This window comes from Clostridium phoceensis (assembly GCF_001244495.1).
In the GTDB taxonomy this organism is placed as follows: Bacteria; Bacillota; Clostridia; order Oscillospirales; family Oscillospiraceae; genus Lawsonibacter; species Lawsonibacter asaccharolyticus.
This window is the reverse complement of the sequence record NZ_LN866274.1, coordinates 373,616-390,494: the sequence shown is the minus strand read 5'-3', so window position 1 is coordinate 390,494 and position 16,879 is coordinate 373,616. Positions and strand designations below refer to the sequence as shown.

The following is a 16,879-nucleotide window of genomic DNA, read 5'->3' as shown; positions in this document are numbered from 1 at the left end:
TTGGAAATCCCTTCCTACCATTTCCGGAAGAGGAACGGCGTTCCAGCCAGCGCTAAGCCGGACGGAAAAAGCCGCCGCAGACCCGTCTGCGGCGGCTTTGAAAGGGTCAGTCGAACCGGGTGGGGACATGCCAGATGTCCCGGGCGTAGTCCCGGATGGAGCGGTCGGCGGCGAAGATGCCGGACCGGGCGATGTTGATGAGAGATTTCTGATCCCAGGCTCTCCGGTCCTTGTAGACCTCCAGAGAGCGGCGGTGGGCCTGACAGTAGCTGTCAAAGTCGGCCAGTAGCATATATTCATCGGCGATCCCGCCCCCTCCGCCGAAGAGCAGGCGGTTGGTCAGGTCGGTGTAGGCCCTGCCGTCGGAGAAGCCGGCGGAGATCTGGTCCAGCACCCGCTTGAGCACCGGGTCCTGCTGGTAGTAATCCAGAGAGCGATAGCCCTGGCGGCGGCGCTCCTCCACCTGGTCGGCGGTGAGGCCGAAAAGGAAGATGTTCTCATCCCCCAGCTGCTGGTGCATCTCCACATTGGCTCCGTCCAGGGTGCCGATGGTGAGGGCGCCATTCATCATGAACTTCATGTTGCCGGTGCCGCTGGCCTCCTTGCCGGCGGTGGAGATCTGCTCGGAGAGCTCGGAGGCAGGCATCAGCTTCTCTGCCAGGGAGACCCGGTAGTTCTCCAGGAAAACCACCTGGAGCTTATCCTTGCAGACGGGGTCGGCGTTGATCTGGGCGGCCAGGGAGTTGATGAGCTGGATGATCTGTTTGGCCACGTGGTAGCCCGGGGCCGCCTTGGCGCCGAAGAGGAAGGTCTGGGGCGTGAAGTCCATATTGGGATCGTCCCGCAGCTGCTGGTACAGGCACACGATATGCAGCACGTTGAGCAGCTGGCGCTTATACTCGTGGAGGCGCTTCACCTGTACGTCGAAGATGGCGTCGGTGTTGAGGATGATCCCGGACTCCCGGGCCACATAGCCGGCAAAACGGCGCTTGTTCTCCTGTTTGATGGACTCCAGGCGGTCCAGGACGGCGGAGTCGTCCTTGTACTTCTCCAGGCCGGAGATGGATTCCGGGTGGAGCAGGTAGGCGTCGCTGCCGGTGCACTCCCGGATCAGGGCGTCCAGCTTGGGGTTGATCTGAGAGAGCCAGCGGCGGTGGTCGATGCCGTTGGTCACGTTTTTAAACTGGTCAGGCTGGCGGAGGTAGGCGTCATGGAACACGTCCCGCTTGAGGATATCGGAGTGGAGGGCGGACACGCCGTTGACTGCGGAGCAGGCGCACACGCACAGGTTGGCCATGCGGACCTCCCCACCCCAGATGATGGCCATCCGGGAGACCCGGTTCATGTCCCCGCCGAAGTATCCCTCCAGCTGGCGCTGGTAGCGGGCGGCGATCTCCTTCAGGATCTCCCAGATGCGGGGCAGCAGGGACTCGATCAGGTTCTGGGGCCAGCGCTCCAGGGCCTCGGCCAGGACAGTGTGGTTAGTGTAGCAGACGGTGTTGGTGACGATGTGCCACGCCTCGTCCCAGCTGTACCCCTCCACGTCCAGCAGGATGCGCATCAGCTCGGGGATGACCAGGGTGGGATGGGTGTCGTTGATCTGGATGACATGCTTCTGGTGGAAGTTGCGCAGCGTCCCATACTGGGCACGGTGCTGGCGGACGATAGACTGGGCGGTGGCGGAGACGAAGAAATACTGCTGCTTCAGCCGCAGGGACTTGCCCTCGTAGTGGTTGTCATCGGGATAGAGCACTTTTGCGATGACCTCGGCCATGGCCTGCTGCTCCACCGCCTTCAGGTACTCGCCCCGGGAGTAGAGGGACATATCTACGGGGACCGGGCTCTTGGCGTCCCACAGGCGCAGGGTGTTGGTGTGGTTGGTCTTGTAGCCGGCGATCTCCATGTCACGTGGAATGGCCAGCACGGTCGTGTAGCCCACGTGCTCCGGTTTATTGTGACCGTCCACCCAATGGTCCACGATCCTGCCGCCAAAGCGGACCTCCTCCGCCTCGTCCATCTTGGCGATAAGCCAGGCGTCGCCCAGGCCAAGCCAGTTGTCGGCCAGCTCCACCTGCTTGCCGTCAATGATCTTCTGCTTGAAGATGCCCAGCTCATAGCAGATGGAATAGCCGGTGGCCGGGATCTCCAAAGTGGTCATGGAGTCCAGGTAGCAGGCGGCCAGACGACCCAGACCGCCATTGCCCAGGCCGGCGTCTGGCTCGGTCTCGAACAGGTCAGCGGCGGAAAAGCCCAGATCCTCCAGCACCTGGGTCAAGGTGTCCAGCAGCCCCAGATTATAGGCGTTCTTCTCCAAAGAGCGGCCCATCAGGAATTCCAGAGAGAGGTAGTGGACCTGCCGGCCCTGGGCTTCCCAGACGTGGTTGCTGGTCTCGATCTGATGACCGGACATGATATCCCGCAGGACCATGGCGCAGGCCTTGAACATATGATTAGGGGTGGCCTCATCCACTGTGCGGCCAAAATTCCGCAGGAGCTTGCCCACGATCATCTCAGTGAGCTGGGCTTTGTTGTATTCAGCCATAATTTGCCTCCCTGTTAATTTAAAATGAAAATAAAAATCACGGAGCCTGTATGGCGAAAAATTTTTCCATACAGGCTCCATTGTAGCAGACCGGAGTGGGCGCGTCAATTGGCGGAAGGGCCAAAACAGCCGCCATTTCAGCCCGTTTCCGGCGGGATACCCAGACGGGCCCTGAATCTACCAGCCCAGGATACGCTGATAGATCTCCAGATATTGGCGGGCGGAGCTGTTCCAGCTGAAGTCGGCGGTCATGTCCTCCTTCTGGATGCCGCGCCAGGCCTTTTTGTTGTTGAAATAGAGGTCCACTGCCTCCCGCAGGACCCAGACCATATCGTGGGCGTTGATGTCAGAGAAGGTAAAGCCCCGGCCGGTGCCCTCGAACTTGTTGTAGGGGGTGACGGTGTCCTTCAGGCCGCCGGTCTCCCGCACTACGGGGACAGTGCCGTAGCGCATAGCGATCATCTGGCTCAGGCCGCAGGGCTCGCTGACCGAGGGCATAAGGAACAGGTCCGCGCCGGCGTAAATGGCGGTGGACAGAGGCGCGGAATAGGTGATCTGGGCGGAAAAGCGGCCGGGATACTGGACCTGCGCCTCACGGAAGGCGGCCTCATACTGCCAGTCTCCGGTGCCCAAGACCACCATCTGCACATTCATGGCCATGATCTCGTGGAGGGCATCAGTGACCAGGGAGAATCCCTTGTGGCCCACCAGGCGGGAGATGCAGGCGATGATGGGCACGTCGGCGTTCTCCTCCAGGCCAACGGCCCGCTGGAGGGCCAGCTTGCACTCGGCCTTCCCCTTCACCAGGGAGCGGGCGCTGAAGTTGGCGGCCAGCCCGGAGGTGGCGGCGGGGTCATAGAGCTGGGTATCGATGCCGTTGAGGATGCCCTGGAGCTTTCCGCTCTGCTCGTTAATGACTCCGGCCAAGCCGTGGGCATAGAAGGGCAGACGCAGCTCCTGGGCGTAGGTGGGCGAGACGGTGGTGACGAAGTTGGAGGCCATGATGGCGCCCTTCATCAGGTTGACGTCCTTGTAGTAGCCCAGCATCCCCTCGTTGAGATAGCTGCGGTCCAGGCCAATGACGTCCTCCAGTACCTGGTCGCCGTAGCGGCCCTGATATTCGATGTTGTGGATGGTGAACACCGTCTTGGTGTTGGCCAGCTCGGGGACGTGGTACCGCTCCTCCAGCATGTAGACCGGGACCAGGGCGGTCTGCCAGTCGTTGCAGTGGATGATGTCCGGGGCCCAGCCGAAGTGGCCCGGCGTCTCGATGACGGCCCGGGAGAAGTAGGCAAAGCGCTCACAGTCATCAAAGTGGCCGTACAGTTGCCAGCGTTTGAAGTAATACTCATTGTCCACGAACCAGTAGGTGACGCCGTCCTGCTCCAGGGAGAAGACACCGCAGTACACGTGCCGCCACGACAGAGTGACGTTGTAATACTGCTCGAACTTCATCTGGCTGCGCCACTGTTCTCCGATCCCCTCATACAGCGGTAGGATGACCTTGACGTCGTGGCCCTCCTGGGCCAGCGCCTTGGGCAGAGAGCCGGCCACATCGGCCAGCCCGCCGGTCTTGATAAAGGGCGCCACCTCAGACGAGGCAAACAGAATTCTCATAGATCAGTTCCTTTCTTCATATCAGCGCGGAGGGAGGCCCCTTGTCCGGTCAGGGGCCTCCCCTGCGATCAGACGATGGAATCCTTGGAGATGGCCAGCGGATAGGTGGAGTGGCCCATCAGCATCCGGTCCTGATTCACCTGGACATTCTTGTCGGTGATGGTGTAGGACAGGGAGGCACCTGCGCGGATGATGGTCCCCTGCATCAGGACGCTGTTGGAGACCTTGGCGCCTGCCTCCACAATGACGCCGCGGGAGAGGATGGAGTTTTCCACCTCGCCCTCGATGAAGCAGCCGTCCGCCACCAGGGAGTGGACTGATTTGGCGTCTGGGCCGTAGTAGGTGGAGGGGTTGGACTGGTCCTTGGTCCGGATGGGGCGGTCAGGATCGAACAGGTCCGCCCGCACCGCTGGGTCCAGCAGGTCCATGGAATGCTGGAAGTAGTCGGCCACGGACTGGAAGCGGGCCACATAACCTCTGTGGAGATAGGGCAGCACCTTCAGGGTGCTCAGACGGGGAAGCAGAACGCCCCTGCTGAAGTTGTGGATGTTATGGGCGGCGCAGTAGTCCACCATGTCCAGCAGCAGCTTTTTGGAGATGATGTAGGTCTCCAGCGACTCCAGGGCGTTGGCCGCGTGAGCGGGATTGATGGACAGATCGCTCACCAGTCCATCGGGACCCTGGGTGATGTAGACGGTGTTGCGGGGGGCACCCTTCAGCTCCTGGGTGCAGAGGATGGTGATGTCAGCACCGCTGTCCAGATGCTGCTGGAACACTTCGGCCACGGGCAGGTTGACCACCATGTCGCCCCAGCCCATGATGACATACTCCTGACGGATGTTCTGGAGATAGGTGTAGATGCCCGCCAGCGCCTCCATGTTGCCGCGGTATTCCCCGCTGCCGCCCCGCTCTGCCACGCCGAAGGGGGGCAGGATGCGCAGGCCGCCGTGCTTGCGGCTCAGGTCCCAGTCCTTGCCGGAACCTACATGATCCAGCAGGGACTGATAGCTCTCGTGGACGATCAGGCCCACGTCGCTGATGCCCGCGTTGACATAGCTGGAGAGCATGAAGTCGATCAGGCGGTACCGACCGCCGAAGGGCAGAGAGCAGGTATTGCGGGGGCGGGTCAGCTCACCTAGATTGGAGTCAGAATGGTAGGCAAACAGGATGCCGTGGAGATCGTTCATACCCGCTCACCTCCTTTCACATCTTCCCGGACCATGGCGCTGGGCGTCACGGTGGCCTTCTCTCCCACGGTGACGCCGCCTGCCACTACGGCGATGCCCCAGCCGGGAGAATCGTCCGGAGGCGCGCCCACCACGGCGCCCGCCTCCACCACGGCGTCCTCCGCCACGATGGCGTAGGAGATGCTGGCACCGGCTTTCACCACGGTGCCGGGCATGAGGATGGAGTACTCCACCTTGGCCCCCTCCTCCACCGTGACGGAATGGAAGAGGACCGAGTTGGCCACCGAGCCGTCCACCTGGCAGCCGCCGGTGACCAGGGAGTGGGAGATCACGGCGTTGGGGCCGGTGACGTGGGGAGGTTTGATGGGGGTGCGGGCGTAAATGGGCCAGCTGGTATCATAAAGATCGATGCCGCTGTGGGGGGCCAGCATGTCCATGTTTGCGTCCCACAGAGAGTTGATGGTGCCCACGTCTTTCCAGTAGCCATGGAAGCGGTAGGCCATCAGCTTCTCCCCTGCGGCGAGCATGTTGGGGATGATGTTCTTTCCGAAATCGTTGGAAGACTTGGGATCTGCCTCATCATCGATGAGGTAGCGGCGCAGCTTCTGCCAGGAAAAGACGTAAATGCCCATAGAGGCGAGGTTGCTCTTGGGCTGGGGGGGCTTCTCCTCGAACTCATAGATCTGGTCGTTCTCGTCCACGTTCATGATGCCGAAGCGCTTGGCCTCGTCCATGGTGACCTCCAGCACGGAGATGGTGCAGGCGGCACCGGTCTTCTTGTGCAGGTCCACCATGTCGGCATAGTCCATCTTGTAGATGTGGTCGCCGGAGAGGATGACTACATAGTCCGGATCATACAGGTCCAGGAAGCCGATATTCTGATAGATGGCGTTGGCAGTCCCCTTGTACCAGGTGCCCTGGTCGCCCTCGCGCATGTAGGGGGGGAGGATATGTACGCCGCCATCGGAGCGGTCCAAGTCCCAGGGCTGGCCAGAGCCGATGTAGCTGTTCAGCTCCAGCGGACGGTACTGGGTCAGAACGCCCACTGTGTCAATGCCGGAGTTGACACAGTTGGACAGGGGAAAGTCGATGATGCGGTACTTGCCGCCGAAGGGGACCGCGGGCTTTGCTACATGGCTGGTCAGGGCGTAAAGCCGGCTGCCCTGCCCTCCGGCCAGCAGCATTGCCACAACTTCTTTCTTCATCTCATTCATCACCTCTTGGATTGATAAGCACACACAGGGAAGTATCGTATAACAGACCAGGAGCAAACGGAGAAACTGGTCCGGTTATGCCTCTTTTTTCCGCTTGGAGGCGCCGGGCTTGGCGGGGCGCTTGCCGGAGGGGCCGGTTTTTTCCGATTTGGACGCCTTGGGCTTGCGCTTGGGGAACTTGCGGGTACAGCGGTAGATGACGGCGGCCATGGGGGGCAGGTCGATCTCCATGGACTGGTCCTGGTCGTGGCAGGGGATGTACTCGGTGCGTACAGGGTCCTGGTCGCCAAGGCCTCCCCCGCCGAAGGACACGTCATCTGTGTTCAGCACAGCGGACCACATCCCGGCGAAGGGGGTCCCCACCCGATAACCCTTCCGGTGTACCGGAGAGAAGTTGCACACTACCAGCAGGGGGCTGCCCTCCTTGTCCCAGCGGAGGAAGGAGACAGTGTTGGCCTGGTTGTCATCGGCGCACAGCCACTGGAAGCCCTGCCAGGAGTCATCCTGCTCCCAGAGGGCGGGCTGCTCCAGATAGAAGGCGTTGGCCGCCTTAAAGAACTCCTGGGTCTGGCGGTGGGGCTCGTACTGGAGCAAATGCCAGTCCAGGGAATATTCATAGTGCCACTCGTTCCACTGGGCCAACTCGGCACCCATAAAGGTGAGCTTTTTGCCCGGGTGGGCAAGCATATAGGTATAGAAGACCCGGACGCCGGCAAACTTCATGGGGTTGTCTCCGGGCATCTTGCCAAAGAAGGAGCCCTTCATGTGGACCACCTCGTCGTGGGAGAGGGGCAGGATGTAGTTCTCCGAGAAGGCATACACCAGGGAGAAGGTGATGTCCCGGTGGTTGAACTGCCGGAAGTATGGGTCCATTTTGATGTAGTGGCAGATGTCGTTCATCCAGCCCATGTTCCACTTGAAGTTGAAGCCCAGGCCCCCGTCGCTCACCGGATAGGTGACCTTGGGCCAGGCGGTGGACTCCTCCGCGATCATCAGCACGTCGGGATGGGCACCGAAGACCATCTCGTTGAGGCGCTGGAGGAACTCGATGGCCTCCAGGTTCTCCTTACCGCCGTGGATGTTGGGTATCCACTCTCCGGGCTTGCGGGCATAGTCCAGGTAGAGCATGGAGGAGACCGCATCCACCCGCAGGCCGTCAAAATGGAACTCATCCAGCCAAAACATGGCGGAGGAGTAGAGGAAGGAGCGCACCTCGTTGCGTCCGTAGTCAAAGACGTTGGTGCCCCAGTCGGCGTGCTCTCCCTTCCGGGGGTCGGCATACTCGTAGGTGGGGGTGCCGTCAAAGTGATAGAGGCCGAACTCATCCCGGGGGAAGTGGGCGGGGACCCAGTCCATGATGACGCCGATGCCAGCCTGGTGCATCTGGTCCACGAAATACATCAGGTCGTGGGGGGTGCCGAAGCGGCTGGTGGCGGCAAAGTAGCCGGTACACTGGTAACCCCAGGAGGCATCCAGGGGATGTTCGGTGACAGGGAGGAGCTCCACATGGGTGAAGCCCAGCTCCTTCACATAGGGGACCAGATAGGCGGCCAGATCCCGGTAGCTGAGGAACTCCCCTTCCCCCGTGCGGCGCCAGGAGCCCAGGTGACATTCATAGATGTTCATAGGGCGGCGGTAGGGAGCGTTTTTGGCCCGATAGTCCAGCCAGGCCCGGTCCCCCCACTGGTAACCGGAGAGGTCGTAAAGCTTGGAGGCGGTGCCTGGGCGAGTCTCTGCGTGGAAGGCAAAGGGGTCAGCCTTGCCGGTCAGGCGGCCATCCTTGGTATGTACTGCATATTTATACGCGTCATACTGCTGAAGGCCGGGGATGAACCCCTCCCAGATGCCGCCCTGAACAGGGGTCAGAGGGTTGGCGTTGGGGTCCCAGTCGTTGAAATAACCAAAGACACACACCTGCTGGGCGTTGGGGGCCCAGACTCGGAAATAGTAGCCGGGGACACCGTCCTGCTCGCCGGCATGGGCGCCGAAGCACTCCCAGGCATGGGTGCTGTGTCCATCACTGAACGCTCTCAGTTCATGTTCCGGGGCATAAACCGGGGCATTTTTCTTCGTTTTGGCCAATGAAACCACCTCAAATCACTCTTTTGTGTCACAAATGGTCGAAAAGCACGAACAAAAACCGAAAATTCTCCTCTATATTTATAAAAATTATACAACAGAAGAGAGGACGCGTCAAGTGAAAAGCCGGTAAAATGGAATTTATTCGGAGCCCCCCGGCGGCCGGGGAGCTCCGAACAGGGCGTCAGCGGGCCATCAGCAGCCGCTGAAACATCTTTCCAAAGATGCCGGGAATGGTGAGGCGGTCCACCTGCTGGGAGGCGACGATGGGGATGGTGTCCCGGACCTCGCCGTCCACAGTGACCACCATCTGCCCCAGTTTCTGCCCCCGCTCCACCGGGGCCTCCAGGTCCTGGGCGAGCTGGATCTGGGTGGAGATCAGGCCCTCCTCCCCCTTCCGGACCAGGAGGGAACACTCCCGCTCCAACTGAGGCTGGACCTGGGCGGTGGTGCCCAGCAGCACCTCCACGGGGGCCAGTGGGACATCGGGATAGACCCGGGCGAGCGTATAGTTGGCGAAGCCGTAATCCAGAAGGGCTTTGGCGTCTTCAAAGCGCTGAGCGGAGGTGGGAGACTTCATCACCACGGCGATGAGTTCCATGCCGTCCCGCTCGGCGGTGGCGGAGACGCAGTACAGGGCGGAATCGGTGGAACCGGTCTTGAGGCCGGTGGCTCCCTGATAGAAGCGGACCAGACGGTTGGTGTTTGTGAGACCGAAGGCACCGTCCCGGATGGAGTCCATCCAGATGGTGGTGTACTCCCGGATGCTGGGATGGTTGAGGATCAGCTCCCGGGACATGAGGGCGATGTCGTGAGCGGAGGTGAGGTGGCCCTGGGCGGGGAGGCCGGTGCAGTTGACGAAGTTGGTGTCAGCCATGCCCAGCTCACGGGCCCGGAGGTTCATCTCGGCAACAAAGGCGGCCTCGCTGCCGGAAAGATACTCGGCCATGGCCACAGCGGCGTCATTGCCGGAGACCACAGTGATGCACTTGAGCAGCTCGGAGACGGACATCTGCTCCCCCTCCTTCAGGTAGACCTGGGAACCGCCCATGCCGGCGGCATAAGCGGAGACGGTCACCATGTCGTCCCGGGCAATGCGGCCGCTGTCCAGGGCTTCCATGATGAGAAGCAGGGTCATGATCTTGGTGACGCTGGCGGGCTCCAGCTTCTGGCGGGCGTCTTTTTCGTAGAGGACAGCGCCGCTCTCCTTCTCCATCAGCACCGCAGAGGCGGCGGCTGTCTCCGGCCCGGAGGGGGCGGCGGAGGCGGGGAGGTCAGCAGCAGATACACAGGGCGCCAGCAGCAGGGCGGCCAGCGCCAAAGAAAGGAAACGGTTCATGGCGGGTCCCTCCAAATCCAAATGTTTCTGTGAAAAGGATGTGGAGGGGCGAGGACTTCTATACGCCGCAGCGGACCGGTATTTTTTTCTGCGCAAATCGTTGCATGATGCAAAAATTTTTGAAAAATTTTTGGCCTGCGTGGACGGGTCTGTACAACTTTTTCCGAAGTCGGACCAGGGGTGAGGAGGGTGATGGGGTGAGCAAGGCGGAAGAAAAGCGGCAGCGAGAGCAGCTGATCCGGCAGGTGCGACGACTGACTCGGGCGAGAGTGAATGACGCCGTCAAGCTGGCCTATCTGTCCGGGGAGGCGCTGGAGGCCATCGACGGGCTGGACCTGACGGCTATGACGGAGTTCAAGCGGGCGGGGAACGGAGCGGTGGAGATCAAGTTCACCGACCGGCTCAAGGCCCTGGAAAAGCTGATGGAGCTGATCCGGGAGAACCGGGAGACGGAAGCGGAGGAGCTGCTGCGGACCCTGGGCGGGACGGCGGAGGAGCCGGAATGGGAGCGCTGAGGTTCTCCCCCAAACAGCGGCAGGTGCTGACCTGGTGGCGAGAGGGGTCTCCCCACTGGGAGAAGAGCGCCATCATCTGCGACGGCGCGGTGCGCAGCGGTAAGACCCTGTGCTTAGGCCTGTCCTTCTTCCTGTGGGCCATGGCCCGCTTCCAGGGGCGGAGATTCGCCCTGTGCGGCCGGAGCATGGAGGGGGTGCGGCGGAACCTGACGGGAGAGGTGCTGCCCCTGTTGAGAGGGATGGGATTCCAGTGCCGGGAGCAGCTGACCCGGGGGGAGGTGACGGTGTCCCTGGGGCGGCGGCGGAACATCTTCTGCCTGTTCGGCGGAGGGGACGAGGGGGCGGCGGCACGCATCCAGGGGGTGACCCTGGCGGGGGCGCTGCTGGACGAGGCTGTTCTGATGCCCCGCTCCTTTGTGGAGCAGTGCTGCGCCCGGTGCTCGGTCCAGGGGGCCAGGCTGTGGTTCTCCTGCAACCCGGAGGGGCCGGGACACTGGTTCTATCAGGAGTGGGTCCAGAAGGCCGGGGAGCGCAACGCCCTTTACCTCCACTTCACCATGGAGGACAACCCGGGCCTGTCTCCCCAGGTGCGGGAGCGATACCGGACCATGTTCCGGGGGACCTTCTACCGCCGGTTCGTGCTGGGGGAATGGACCGCGGCGGCAGGGCTGGTATATGACTTCTTCTCCCGGGAGATGGTGTGCGAGCCGCCGGAGGGGCGGGCGGCGGAGTGGTATATCTCCTGCGACTACGGTACGGTGAACCCCACCTCTATGGGACTTTGGGGGGGGTGGGGGGAGGCGTGGTACCGGGTGGAGGAGTTCTATTACGACTCCCGCCGGGAGGGGCGGCAGAAGACGGACAGCGAATACGCCGACGCGCTGGAGGCACTGGCGGACGGGCGGCCCATCAGGGAGGTGGTGGCAGACCCCTCCGCCGCCAGCTTTCTGGAGTGCCTGCGGCGGCGGGGCTGGCAGGTGCGGCGGGCGGAGAACGAGGTGCTCTCCGGCATCCGCACCACGGCGGAGCTGCTGCGGACGGGCCGGCTGGTCATCTGTCCCGGGTGCGGAGACGCCATCCGGGAGTTCGGGCTGTACCGCTGGGACACCAGCGCCGGAGGGCGGGACCAGGTGTGCAAGGAACATGACCACGCAATGGACGACATCCGGTATTTTGCCGTCACGTTGGCGGCAAAGGAGCGCGGCGGCAGCTGGGCCGGGAGCGTGGAACGGAGGATATTTTGACCGGCAGGGGCCGGAAGAGGCAAAGGAGGCTTTTGCGATGAAGCGGCGGGAACGAAACAAGGGGCCGGCTCGGGCGGAGGCGGTGCAGATCCGGGAGAGCGGACGGCATCCCTTCGGCGTGCTGGACCGGTATGTGCCCCTGGGGGCGGGGGAGCTCCAGCTCTACCGGGCCATCCGGGAGGCGGTGCCCATCCTGGACGCGGCCATCTGGAAGCTGATCCGGCTGGCCGGCGGAGTGGCGGTGAAGTGCGGGGAGCCCGCCGCCCAGGCGGGGCTGGAGCGGTTCCTCCGTACTGTCCCCACCGGGCGGGGACAGCGGGGCATCCAGTCCTTTCTGGACTGCTATCTGGACTCCATGCTTACCTGCGGGCGGGGGGTGGGCGAGCTGGTGCTGGACTGCCAGGGCCGGGAGATCGCCGCTCTGCTGTGCGCCGGACCGGAGCAGGTGGAGATCCGGGAGGGGGACTCGCCCCTGGACTTTCAGCTGTGTGCCCGGGGCCCGGGCGGAACCTGTGAGCCCCTGCCCTGGCAGGAGCTGCTGCTGTTCACCCCTTTTCAGCCGGAGACAGAGCACCCCTACGGGGTGTCCCTGCTGCGGTCCATGCCCTTCCTCACCGACATCCTGCTGAAGATCTACCAGGCCACGGGGATGAACTGGGAGCGAATGGGCAACGTGCGCTTCGCGGTCATCTGCCGCCCCGGAGAGGGAGAGGGAGCCTATGCCCAGGAGCGGTGCCGGCAAATCGCCGGGGAGTGGTCCGCCGCCATGCAGGCGGGCAGGCAGGGGGCCGTGCGGGACTTTGTGGCGGTGGGGGATCTGGACATCAAGGTCATCGGGGCGGACAATCAGGTGCTGGACAGCCAGGTGCCGGTGCGTCAGATCCTGGAACAGCTCGTTGCCCGCACCGGTATCCCTCCCTTCCTGCTGGGGCTGTCCTGGTCCAGCACGGAGCGGATGAGCGCCCAGCAGGCCGACCTGATGACCAGCGAGATCACCGCCCTGCGCCGGACCCTGGAGCCGGCGGTGGAGCGCATCTGTGAGATGTGGCTGCGGCTCCACGGCTGGGGCGGCGATGTGACGGTGGACTGGGCAGACATCAACTTGCAGGACTTCGTGGAGGAGGCCAGAGCGAAGCTGTATCTGGCCCAGGCGGAAGCCATCAGAGAGGAGGAACGGACATGAAGGTAGAAAAGGAGGCCCTTGGGGGCCAGAGGGTGGAGCCCACAGAGGAGGAGCTGGCCCTCGTCAACCGGCAGAGCCGGAAGGAGCTGACAGCGGCGGAGGTCTATCTGTTCGCGGTGCGGCTGTGCGACAACGAGGTGGACCGGGACGGGGAGCAGTTTCCACAGGCCACCCTGGAGCAGCTGGCGGAGCTGTTTGTGGGCAAGAGCGGGATCTTTGACCACAGGTGGAGCGCCGGCGGTCAGACGGCCCGCATCTACCGGACGGAAGTGGTCCGGGAGGAGGGGATACGCACGGCGCTGGGAGAGCCCGCCTGCTATCTGAAGGGGTACGCCTACATGGTGCGGACCCAGGGAAACCAGGACCTGATCGCGGAGATCGAAGGGGGTATCAAGCGGGAGGTCAGCGTGGGCTGCGCGGTAAAGCGGGCAGAGTGCTCCATCTGCGGGTCGGACATGGGCAGGTGCGCCCACGAGAAGGGAAAGCGGTACGACGGCAGGCTGTGCTGCGCGCGTTTGCTGGAGGCCACAGACGCTTTCGAGTTCTCCTTTGTCGCAGTGCCCGCCCAGCCCAGGGCTGGAGTGATGAAGCGGGCCGGAGGGAGCCCTTCGCTGAAGCAGCTGGCGCTGGGAGAGCCCGCCGCCGCAGCCGAGCTGGAAGATCTGGAGCGGGCGGCCGAGCTGGGGCGCCGCTATCTGACGGGACTGCGGAACGAGGTGGTCCGGCTGGGCCTGCTGGCGGAGCGCCAGGTGGGGGCGGAGACCCTCCGGCACATCGCGGACCGGCTGGAGGAAAAGGAGCTGCTGGAGTTGCGGGAGAATTATCAGCGGCGGGCGGCGGAGCGCTACCCCATCGCCCCGCAGCTGTCCTACGGTAACGGGGACGGGATGCCGGAGCGGTCGGACGGGGCTTTTTTGATCTGACGGCGGGGCCGTCTTTACAAAATAAATCGGGAGGGATCGGGAATGAACAAGGTTTCCTTTGAGGAGATCGGCGCAGTGGCGGCCACCTTTTTCGCCCAGAAGGAGGTCAAGGCAGGACAGGTGGTGAAGATGACGGGCAACGGCCAGGTGGGGCCCTGCTCGGCCGGGGACAAGTTCTGCGGCGTGGCCCTGTCCAATGAGAACGGGTGCGCCGGCGTACAGGTGAAGGGATTCTGCCCGGTGGCGGTGACGGGCTCCATCGATTTGGGGTGGAACGTGCTGGCGGCGGATGGGGCCGGCGGCATCCAGACGGCGACCGCCGGGGCCGAAGAGTCCCCATCTGGGGTGGAGTGTCTGGTGGTCAGTACAGACACGGCGGGCAAGCGCGCCGTGATCTGCCTGTGAGACAGAGAGGAGAGAGCTGAGATGGCCTATTGCTACGACAATCTGAAGCTGGAGAAGGGGATGTATCATGAAGCGGGGCGGTCCTTCACTCAGGTGCTGGAGAGCCGGGACCCCTCGGAGCAGTACCGGGGCACCGCCCTGGAGGGGCTGGATGCCTTTCAGCGGCAGCTCAAGCGCTTTGATATCAAGGTGAAGGGGACGGGCAGCGACGTGGTGGAAAAGTTCTTCCGCACTGCCGACTCCGCCGTGCTGTTCCCGGAGTATATCGCCCGCTCGGTGCGCCAGGGTATGGAGGAGGCGGACCTGCTGCCCCAGCTCACCGCCGCGGTGACACGGTTCGACGGCATGGACTACCGCTCCATCACCTCCGAGGCGGGAGGCGAGGAGAAAGAGCTGCGCCGAGTAGACGAGGGGACAGAGATCCCCAGCACCACGGTCAAGGTGCAGGAGAATCTGGTGAAGCTGAACAAGCGGGGCCGGATGCTGGTGGCCAGCTATGAGGCGGTGCGCTGCCAGAAGCTGGACCTGTTTTCCGTCACGCTGCGGCAGATCGGCGCCCACATCAGCCGGATGCATCTGGAGGACGCCATCCAGGTGCTGATGGAGGGGGATGGGAACGGCAACGCCGCCCCGGTGGACAGCACGGCAACGGAGGACACGGTGACCTATGAGGACCTGGTGGACTTCTGGGCCAAGTTCGACCCCTATGAGATGAACACCCTTCTGGTGGGCAACGACGTGATGGTGAAGATGCTCAAGCTGGAGGAGTTCCAGAACCCTCTCACCGGGCTGAACTTCCAGGGCACCGGCAGGCTGTCCACCCCCCTGGGGGCCAGCCTGCTGCGCACCTCCGCCATGCCTGCCGGGACCATCATCGGCCTGGACCGGCGGTTCGCCCTGGAGATGGTGCAGGGCAGCGATGTGCTGGTGGAGTACGACAAGCTCATCGACCGGCAGCTGGAGCGGGCGGCCATCACCACTATCAGCGGCTTCGCCAAGCTGTTCCAGGGCGCGGCCCGGGTGCTGGAGCTGTGATGGAGGAACAGATCCTGGCCTTTGTGGAACTGATGGGGGGGCGCGGGAATGAGGAGCTGCTCCGCCCCCTGTGTCAGGCAGCGGAGCGGGAGATGGCGGGCCGGCTGAGGGAGGGGCTGTCCCCCGAGGCGTGCGGGCCCGCCTTCCCGGTGGCCGCAGCCTGGCTGGTGCTGGCCGGACTGGAGGCAGGGACGGACGGCGTGACCTCCTTTTCCGCTGGCGACCTGACGGTACATACCGGAGGAGACGGGGCGGGAGCCATGCGACGCCAGGCGGAGCGGCTGATGGCCCCCTATTTGGCGGACGGATTTGCATTTCGGGGGGTGCTGGGGTGAGAGTGGACACCATTTCCGTCCTGCTGGACCGGTATGGGCAGTGTGTGACGCTTTACCGCGGCGGCGTGGAGCCGGGAAGAGAGGTGCGGGCCTTCCTCCAGCCCCTGCGGGAGGCGGGGAGGGAACAGGCCCGCCCCTCCCCCCTGGGGCTGCGGCGGGAGGACCGGTATCTGATGCTGGGGGAGCCGGACGTCCCGGCGGCCCCCGGGGACCGGGTGGTGTGGCGGGAGAGCGGATATGAGGTCCGCACCGCCCACCCCATCTATCTGGGGGAGCGGCTGTCCCACTGGTGGGCAGTGCTGGCCCCCTGGGGCAAGGAGGAGACATGAGCGGCGGACTGGAACAGATCCGGGAGGGGCTGACCGCCCACCTCAATGGGAAGGGTATCCGGGCAGTACCTGCCTGGAGCGGGACGGCGCGGACGTTCCCCGGCGGGCCGGTGGCCGCAGTATCCCTGCGGGGGTGCCGCTGGGGCCCGGCCGGCTTTCAAGACTATCTGGGGGAGCGATATGACCCGGAGGCGGGGCGCTGGGAGGAGCTGTATGGGCGCAGGGTGAAGCTCACCTTCGGTCTGGACCTGTACGGGGAGCGGGCGCAGGGGGACCAGGCACTCCAGGCGGCCTTCGATGCCCTGGCGGGGGCGCTCCATCGGGAAGGTCCCCCGGGGATGCGGCTGCTGGAGCTCTCCTGCGGGGAGACGGAGTATGACCAGGGGGGGCAGCTGCTGAGGCGGCCGGTGGAGGCGGTATATGAGGCGTGCCTCTATGCCGCGGCGGAGCCGGGCGGCCTTTTCCAGGACTTTGAGATCAGAGGAGGATTGGAGCCATGAGCGTGACCACACATGAGCGGCCGGGGGTGTATTCGGAGTATGATGCCTCCTCGGTGGTGCAGGGCAGACAGGGGCGAAAGATGGTGGGGATGGCTGCCATCCACGCCACGGCCCCGGCAGGGGTGCCCCAGACGGTGACCAGCTACGAGGGCGCGCTGATCGCCTTCGGCAGCACCGGGGGGCAGGATATGACAGAACTGATCCGGCTGGCACTGAAGAACGGGGCGGCCGGCGTGGTGGCGGTGCCGGTGGCGGACGAGGAGGGTTATGAGGCGGCATTTGCCGCCCTGGCGGCGATGGACGATATCGGAGTGGTCATCTGTGACAGCGTGGACCGGGAGGTGCAGCAGTCCCTGCGGGACAGCGCCGCCGCCGCCTCTGCCGCCCGCCGGGAGAGGATCGCGGTGGCCGCCGGCGGGGCGGGCGAGACGG

15 protein-coding genes and 1 pseudogene are annotated in these 16,879 nt (G+C 63.8%); 10 read left to right on the top strand and 6 right to left on the bottom strand.

The genetic code is table 11. The annotated features are described in order from the left end of the window. Positions 1–106 precede the first annotated feature (106 nt). From BN1969_RS02670 to BN1969_RS02645, 6 genes are all read right to left on the bottom strand, one after another. Positions 107–2,542 carry a glycogen/starch/alpha-glucan phosphorylase gene (locus BN1969_RS02670; protein ID WP_050622871.1) on the bottom strand — a complete coding sequence of 812 codons (2,436 nt, stop codon included), beginning with the start codon at positions 2,540–2,542 and terminating at the stop codon, positions 107–109. Positions 2,543–2,719: 177 nt separating this feature from the next. Further along, the gene (glgA, locus tag BN1969_RS02665; RefSeq protein ID WP_050622870.1) at positions 2,720–4,159 is read right to left on the bottom strand and encodes a glycogen synthase GlgA; all 1,440 of its coding nucleotides are present in this window, start codon (positions 4,157–4,159) and stop codon (positions 2,720–2,722) included. A gap of 68 nt (positions 4,160–4,227) precedes the next feature. Then, positions 4,228–5,346, bottom strand: coding sequence for a glucose-1-phosphate adenylyltransferase subunit GlgD (glgD, locus tag BN1969_RS02660; protein ID WP_050622869.1), 1,119 nt, complete (start codon positions 5,344–5,346; stop codon positions 4,228–4,230). Next, entirely contained in the window at positions 5,343–6,560 is a 1,218-nt protein-coding gene (locus tag BN1969_RS02655) for a glucose-1-phosphate adenylyltransferase (RefSeq protein ID WP_050622868.1), read from the bottom strand. Before BN1969_RS02655 ends, glgD begins: the two co-directional genes overlap by 4 nt. 75 nt (positions 6,561–6,635) lie before the next feature. Continuing rightward, positions 6,636–8,651, bottom strand: a complete 2,016-nt coding sequence (glgB, locus tag BN1969_RS02650; RefSeq protein WP_413464695.1) for a 1,4-alpha-glucan branching protein GlgB — start codon at positions 8,649–8,651, stop codon at positions 6,636–6,638. Between the two features lie 172 nt (positions 8,652–8,823). Next, the gene (locus BN1969_RS02645) at positions 8,824–9,978 is read right to left on the bottom strand and encodes a D-alanyl-D-alanine carboxypeptidase family protein (RefSeq protein WP_050622867.1); all 1,155 of its coding nucleotides are present in this window, start codon (positions 9,976–9,978) and stop codon (positions 8,824–8,826) included. A 197-nt stretch (positions 9,979–10,175) separates the two neighbouring features. On the opposite strand from BN1969_RS02645, the gene BN1969_RS02635 reads away from it, so the two are divergent. From BN1969_RS02635 to BN1969_RS02590, 10 genes and pseudogenes are all read left to right on the top strand, one after another. Further along, positions 10,176–10,493, top strand: coding sequence for a hypothetical protein (locus BN1969_RS02635; RefSeq protein WP_050622865.1), 318 nt, complete (start codon positions 10,176–10,178; stop codon positions 10,491–10,493). After that, positions 10,481–11,737, top strand: coding sequence for a PBSX family phage terminase large subunit (locus BN1969_RS02630; RefSeq protein WP_050622864.1), 1,257 nt, complete (start codon positions 10,481–10,483; stop codon positions 11,735–11,737). Before BN1969_RS02635 ends, BN1969_RS02630 begins: the two co-directional genes overlap by 13 nt. A 37-nt stretch (positions 11,738–11,774) precedes the next feature. Next, positions 11,775–12,920 (top strand): phage portal family protein, encoded by a 1,146-nt coding sequence (locus BN1969_RS02625; protein ID WP_050622863.1) that lies wholly within the window; start codon positions 11,775–11,777, stop codon positions 12,918–12,920. Continuing rightward, positions 12,917–13,843, top strand: coding sequence for a hypothetical protein (locus BN1969_RS02620; protein ID WP_050622862.1), 927 nt, complete (start codon positions 12,917–12,919; stop codon positions 13,841–13,843). The genes BN1969_RS02625 and BN1969_RS02620 overlap by 4 nt, the downstream gene beginning before the upstream one ends. Before the next feature lie 42 nt (positions 13,844–13,885). Further along, positions 13,886–14,248 (top strand): hypothetical protein, encoded by a 363-nt coding sequence (locus BN1969_RS02615; RefSeq protein ID WP_050622861.1) that lies wholly within the window; start codon positions 13,886–13,888, stop codon positions 14,246–14,248. Between the two features lie 21 nt (positions 14,249–14,269). Further along, positions 14,270–15,283, top strand: a complete 1,014-nt coding sequence (locus BN1969_RS02610; RefSeq protein ID WP_050622860.1) for a phage major capsid protein — start codon at positions 14,270–14,272, stop codon at positions 15,281–15,283. Further along, positions 15,283–15,618, top strand: coding sequence for a hypothetical protein (locus BN1969_RS02605; RefSeq protein WP_077138680.1), 336 nt, complete (start codon positions 15,283–15,285; stop codon positions 15,616–15,618). Before BN1969_RS02610 ends, BN1969_RS02605 begins: the two co-directional genes overlap by 1 nt. Continuing rightward, on the top strand, positions 15,615–15,947 hold the full coding sequence (locus BN1969_RS17775; RefSeq protein WP_050622859.1) for a hypothetical protein: 333 nt from the start codon (positions 15,615–15,617) through the stop codon (positions 15,945–15,947). The genes BN1969_RS02605 and BN1969_RS17775 overlap by 4 nt, the downstream gene beginning before the upstream one ends. Next, positions 15,944–16,447 carry a hypothetical protein gene (locus BN1969_RS02595; protein WP_050622858.1) on the top strand — a complete coding sequence of 168 codons (504 nt, stop codon included), beginning with the start codon at positions 15,944–15,946 and terminating at the stop codon, positions 16,445–16,447. The genes BN1969_RS17775 and BN1969_RS02595 overlap by 4 nt, the downstream gene beginning before the upstream one ends. After that, a pseudogene (locus tag BN1969_RS02590) lies at positions 16,444–16,879 on the top strand (phage tail sheath C-terminal domain-containing protein); the annotation flags it as partial. The gene BN1969_RS02595 and the pseudogene BN1969_RS02590, both read left to right, overlap by 4 nt.

Bases quoted from the DNA above. Each gene is read 5' to 3' on its own strand.
- BN1969_RS02670 (WP_050622871.1), bottom strand. From the start codon at position 2,542: ATGGCTGAATACAACAAAGCCCAGCTCACTGAGATGATCGTGGGCAAG.
- glgA (WP_050622870.1), bottom strand. From the start codon at position 4,159: ATGAGAATTCTGTTTGCCTCGTCTGAGGTGGCGCCCTTTATCAAGACC.
- glgD (WP_050622869.1), bottom strand. From the start codon at position 5,346: ATGAACGATCTCCACGGCATCCTGTTTGCCTACCATTCTGACTCCAAT.
- BN1969_RS02655 (WP_050622868.1), bottom strand. From the start codon at position 6,560: ATGAATGAGATGAAGAAAGAAGTTGTGGCAATGCTGCTGGCCGGAGGG.
- BN1969_RS02645 (WP_050622867.1), bottom strand. From the start codon at position 9,978: ATGAACCGTTTCCTTTCTTTGGCGCTGGCCGCCCTGCTGCTGGCGCCC.
- BN1969_RS02630 (WP_050622864.1), top strand. From the start codon at position 10,481: ATGGGAGCGCTGAGGTTCTCCCCCAAACAGCGGCAGGTGCTGACCTGG.
- BN1969_RS02625 (WP_050622863.1), top strand. From the start codon at position 11,775: ATGAAGCGGCGGGAACGAAACAAGGGGCCGGCTCGGGCGGAGGCGGTG.
- BN1969_RS02620 (WP_050622862.1), top strand. From the start codon at position 12,917: ATGAAGGTAGAAAAGGAGGCCCTTGGGGGCCAGAGGGTGGAGCCCACA.
- BN1969_RS02615 (WP_050622861.1), top strand. From the start codon at position 13,886: ATGAACAAGGTTTCCTTTGAGGAGATCGGCGCAGTGGCGGCCACCTTT.
- BN1969_RS02610 (WP_050622860.1), top strand. From the start codon at position 14,270: ATGGCCTATTGCTACGACAATCTGAAGCTGGAGAAGGGGATGTATCAT.
- BN1969_RS02605 (WP_077138680.1), top strand. From the start codon at position 15,283: ATGGAGGAACAGATCCTGGCCTTTGTGGAACTGATGGGGGGGCGCGGG.
- BN1969_RS02595 (WP_050622858.1), top strand. From the start codon at position 15,944: ATGAGCGGCGGACTGGAACAGATCCGGGAGGGGCTGACCGCCCACCTC.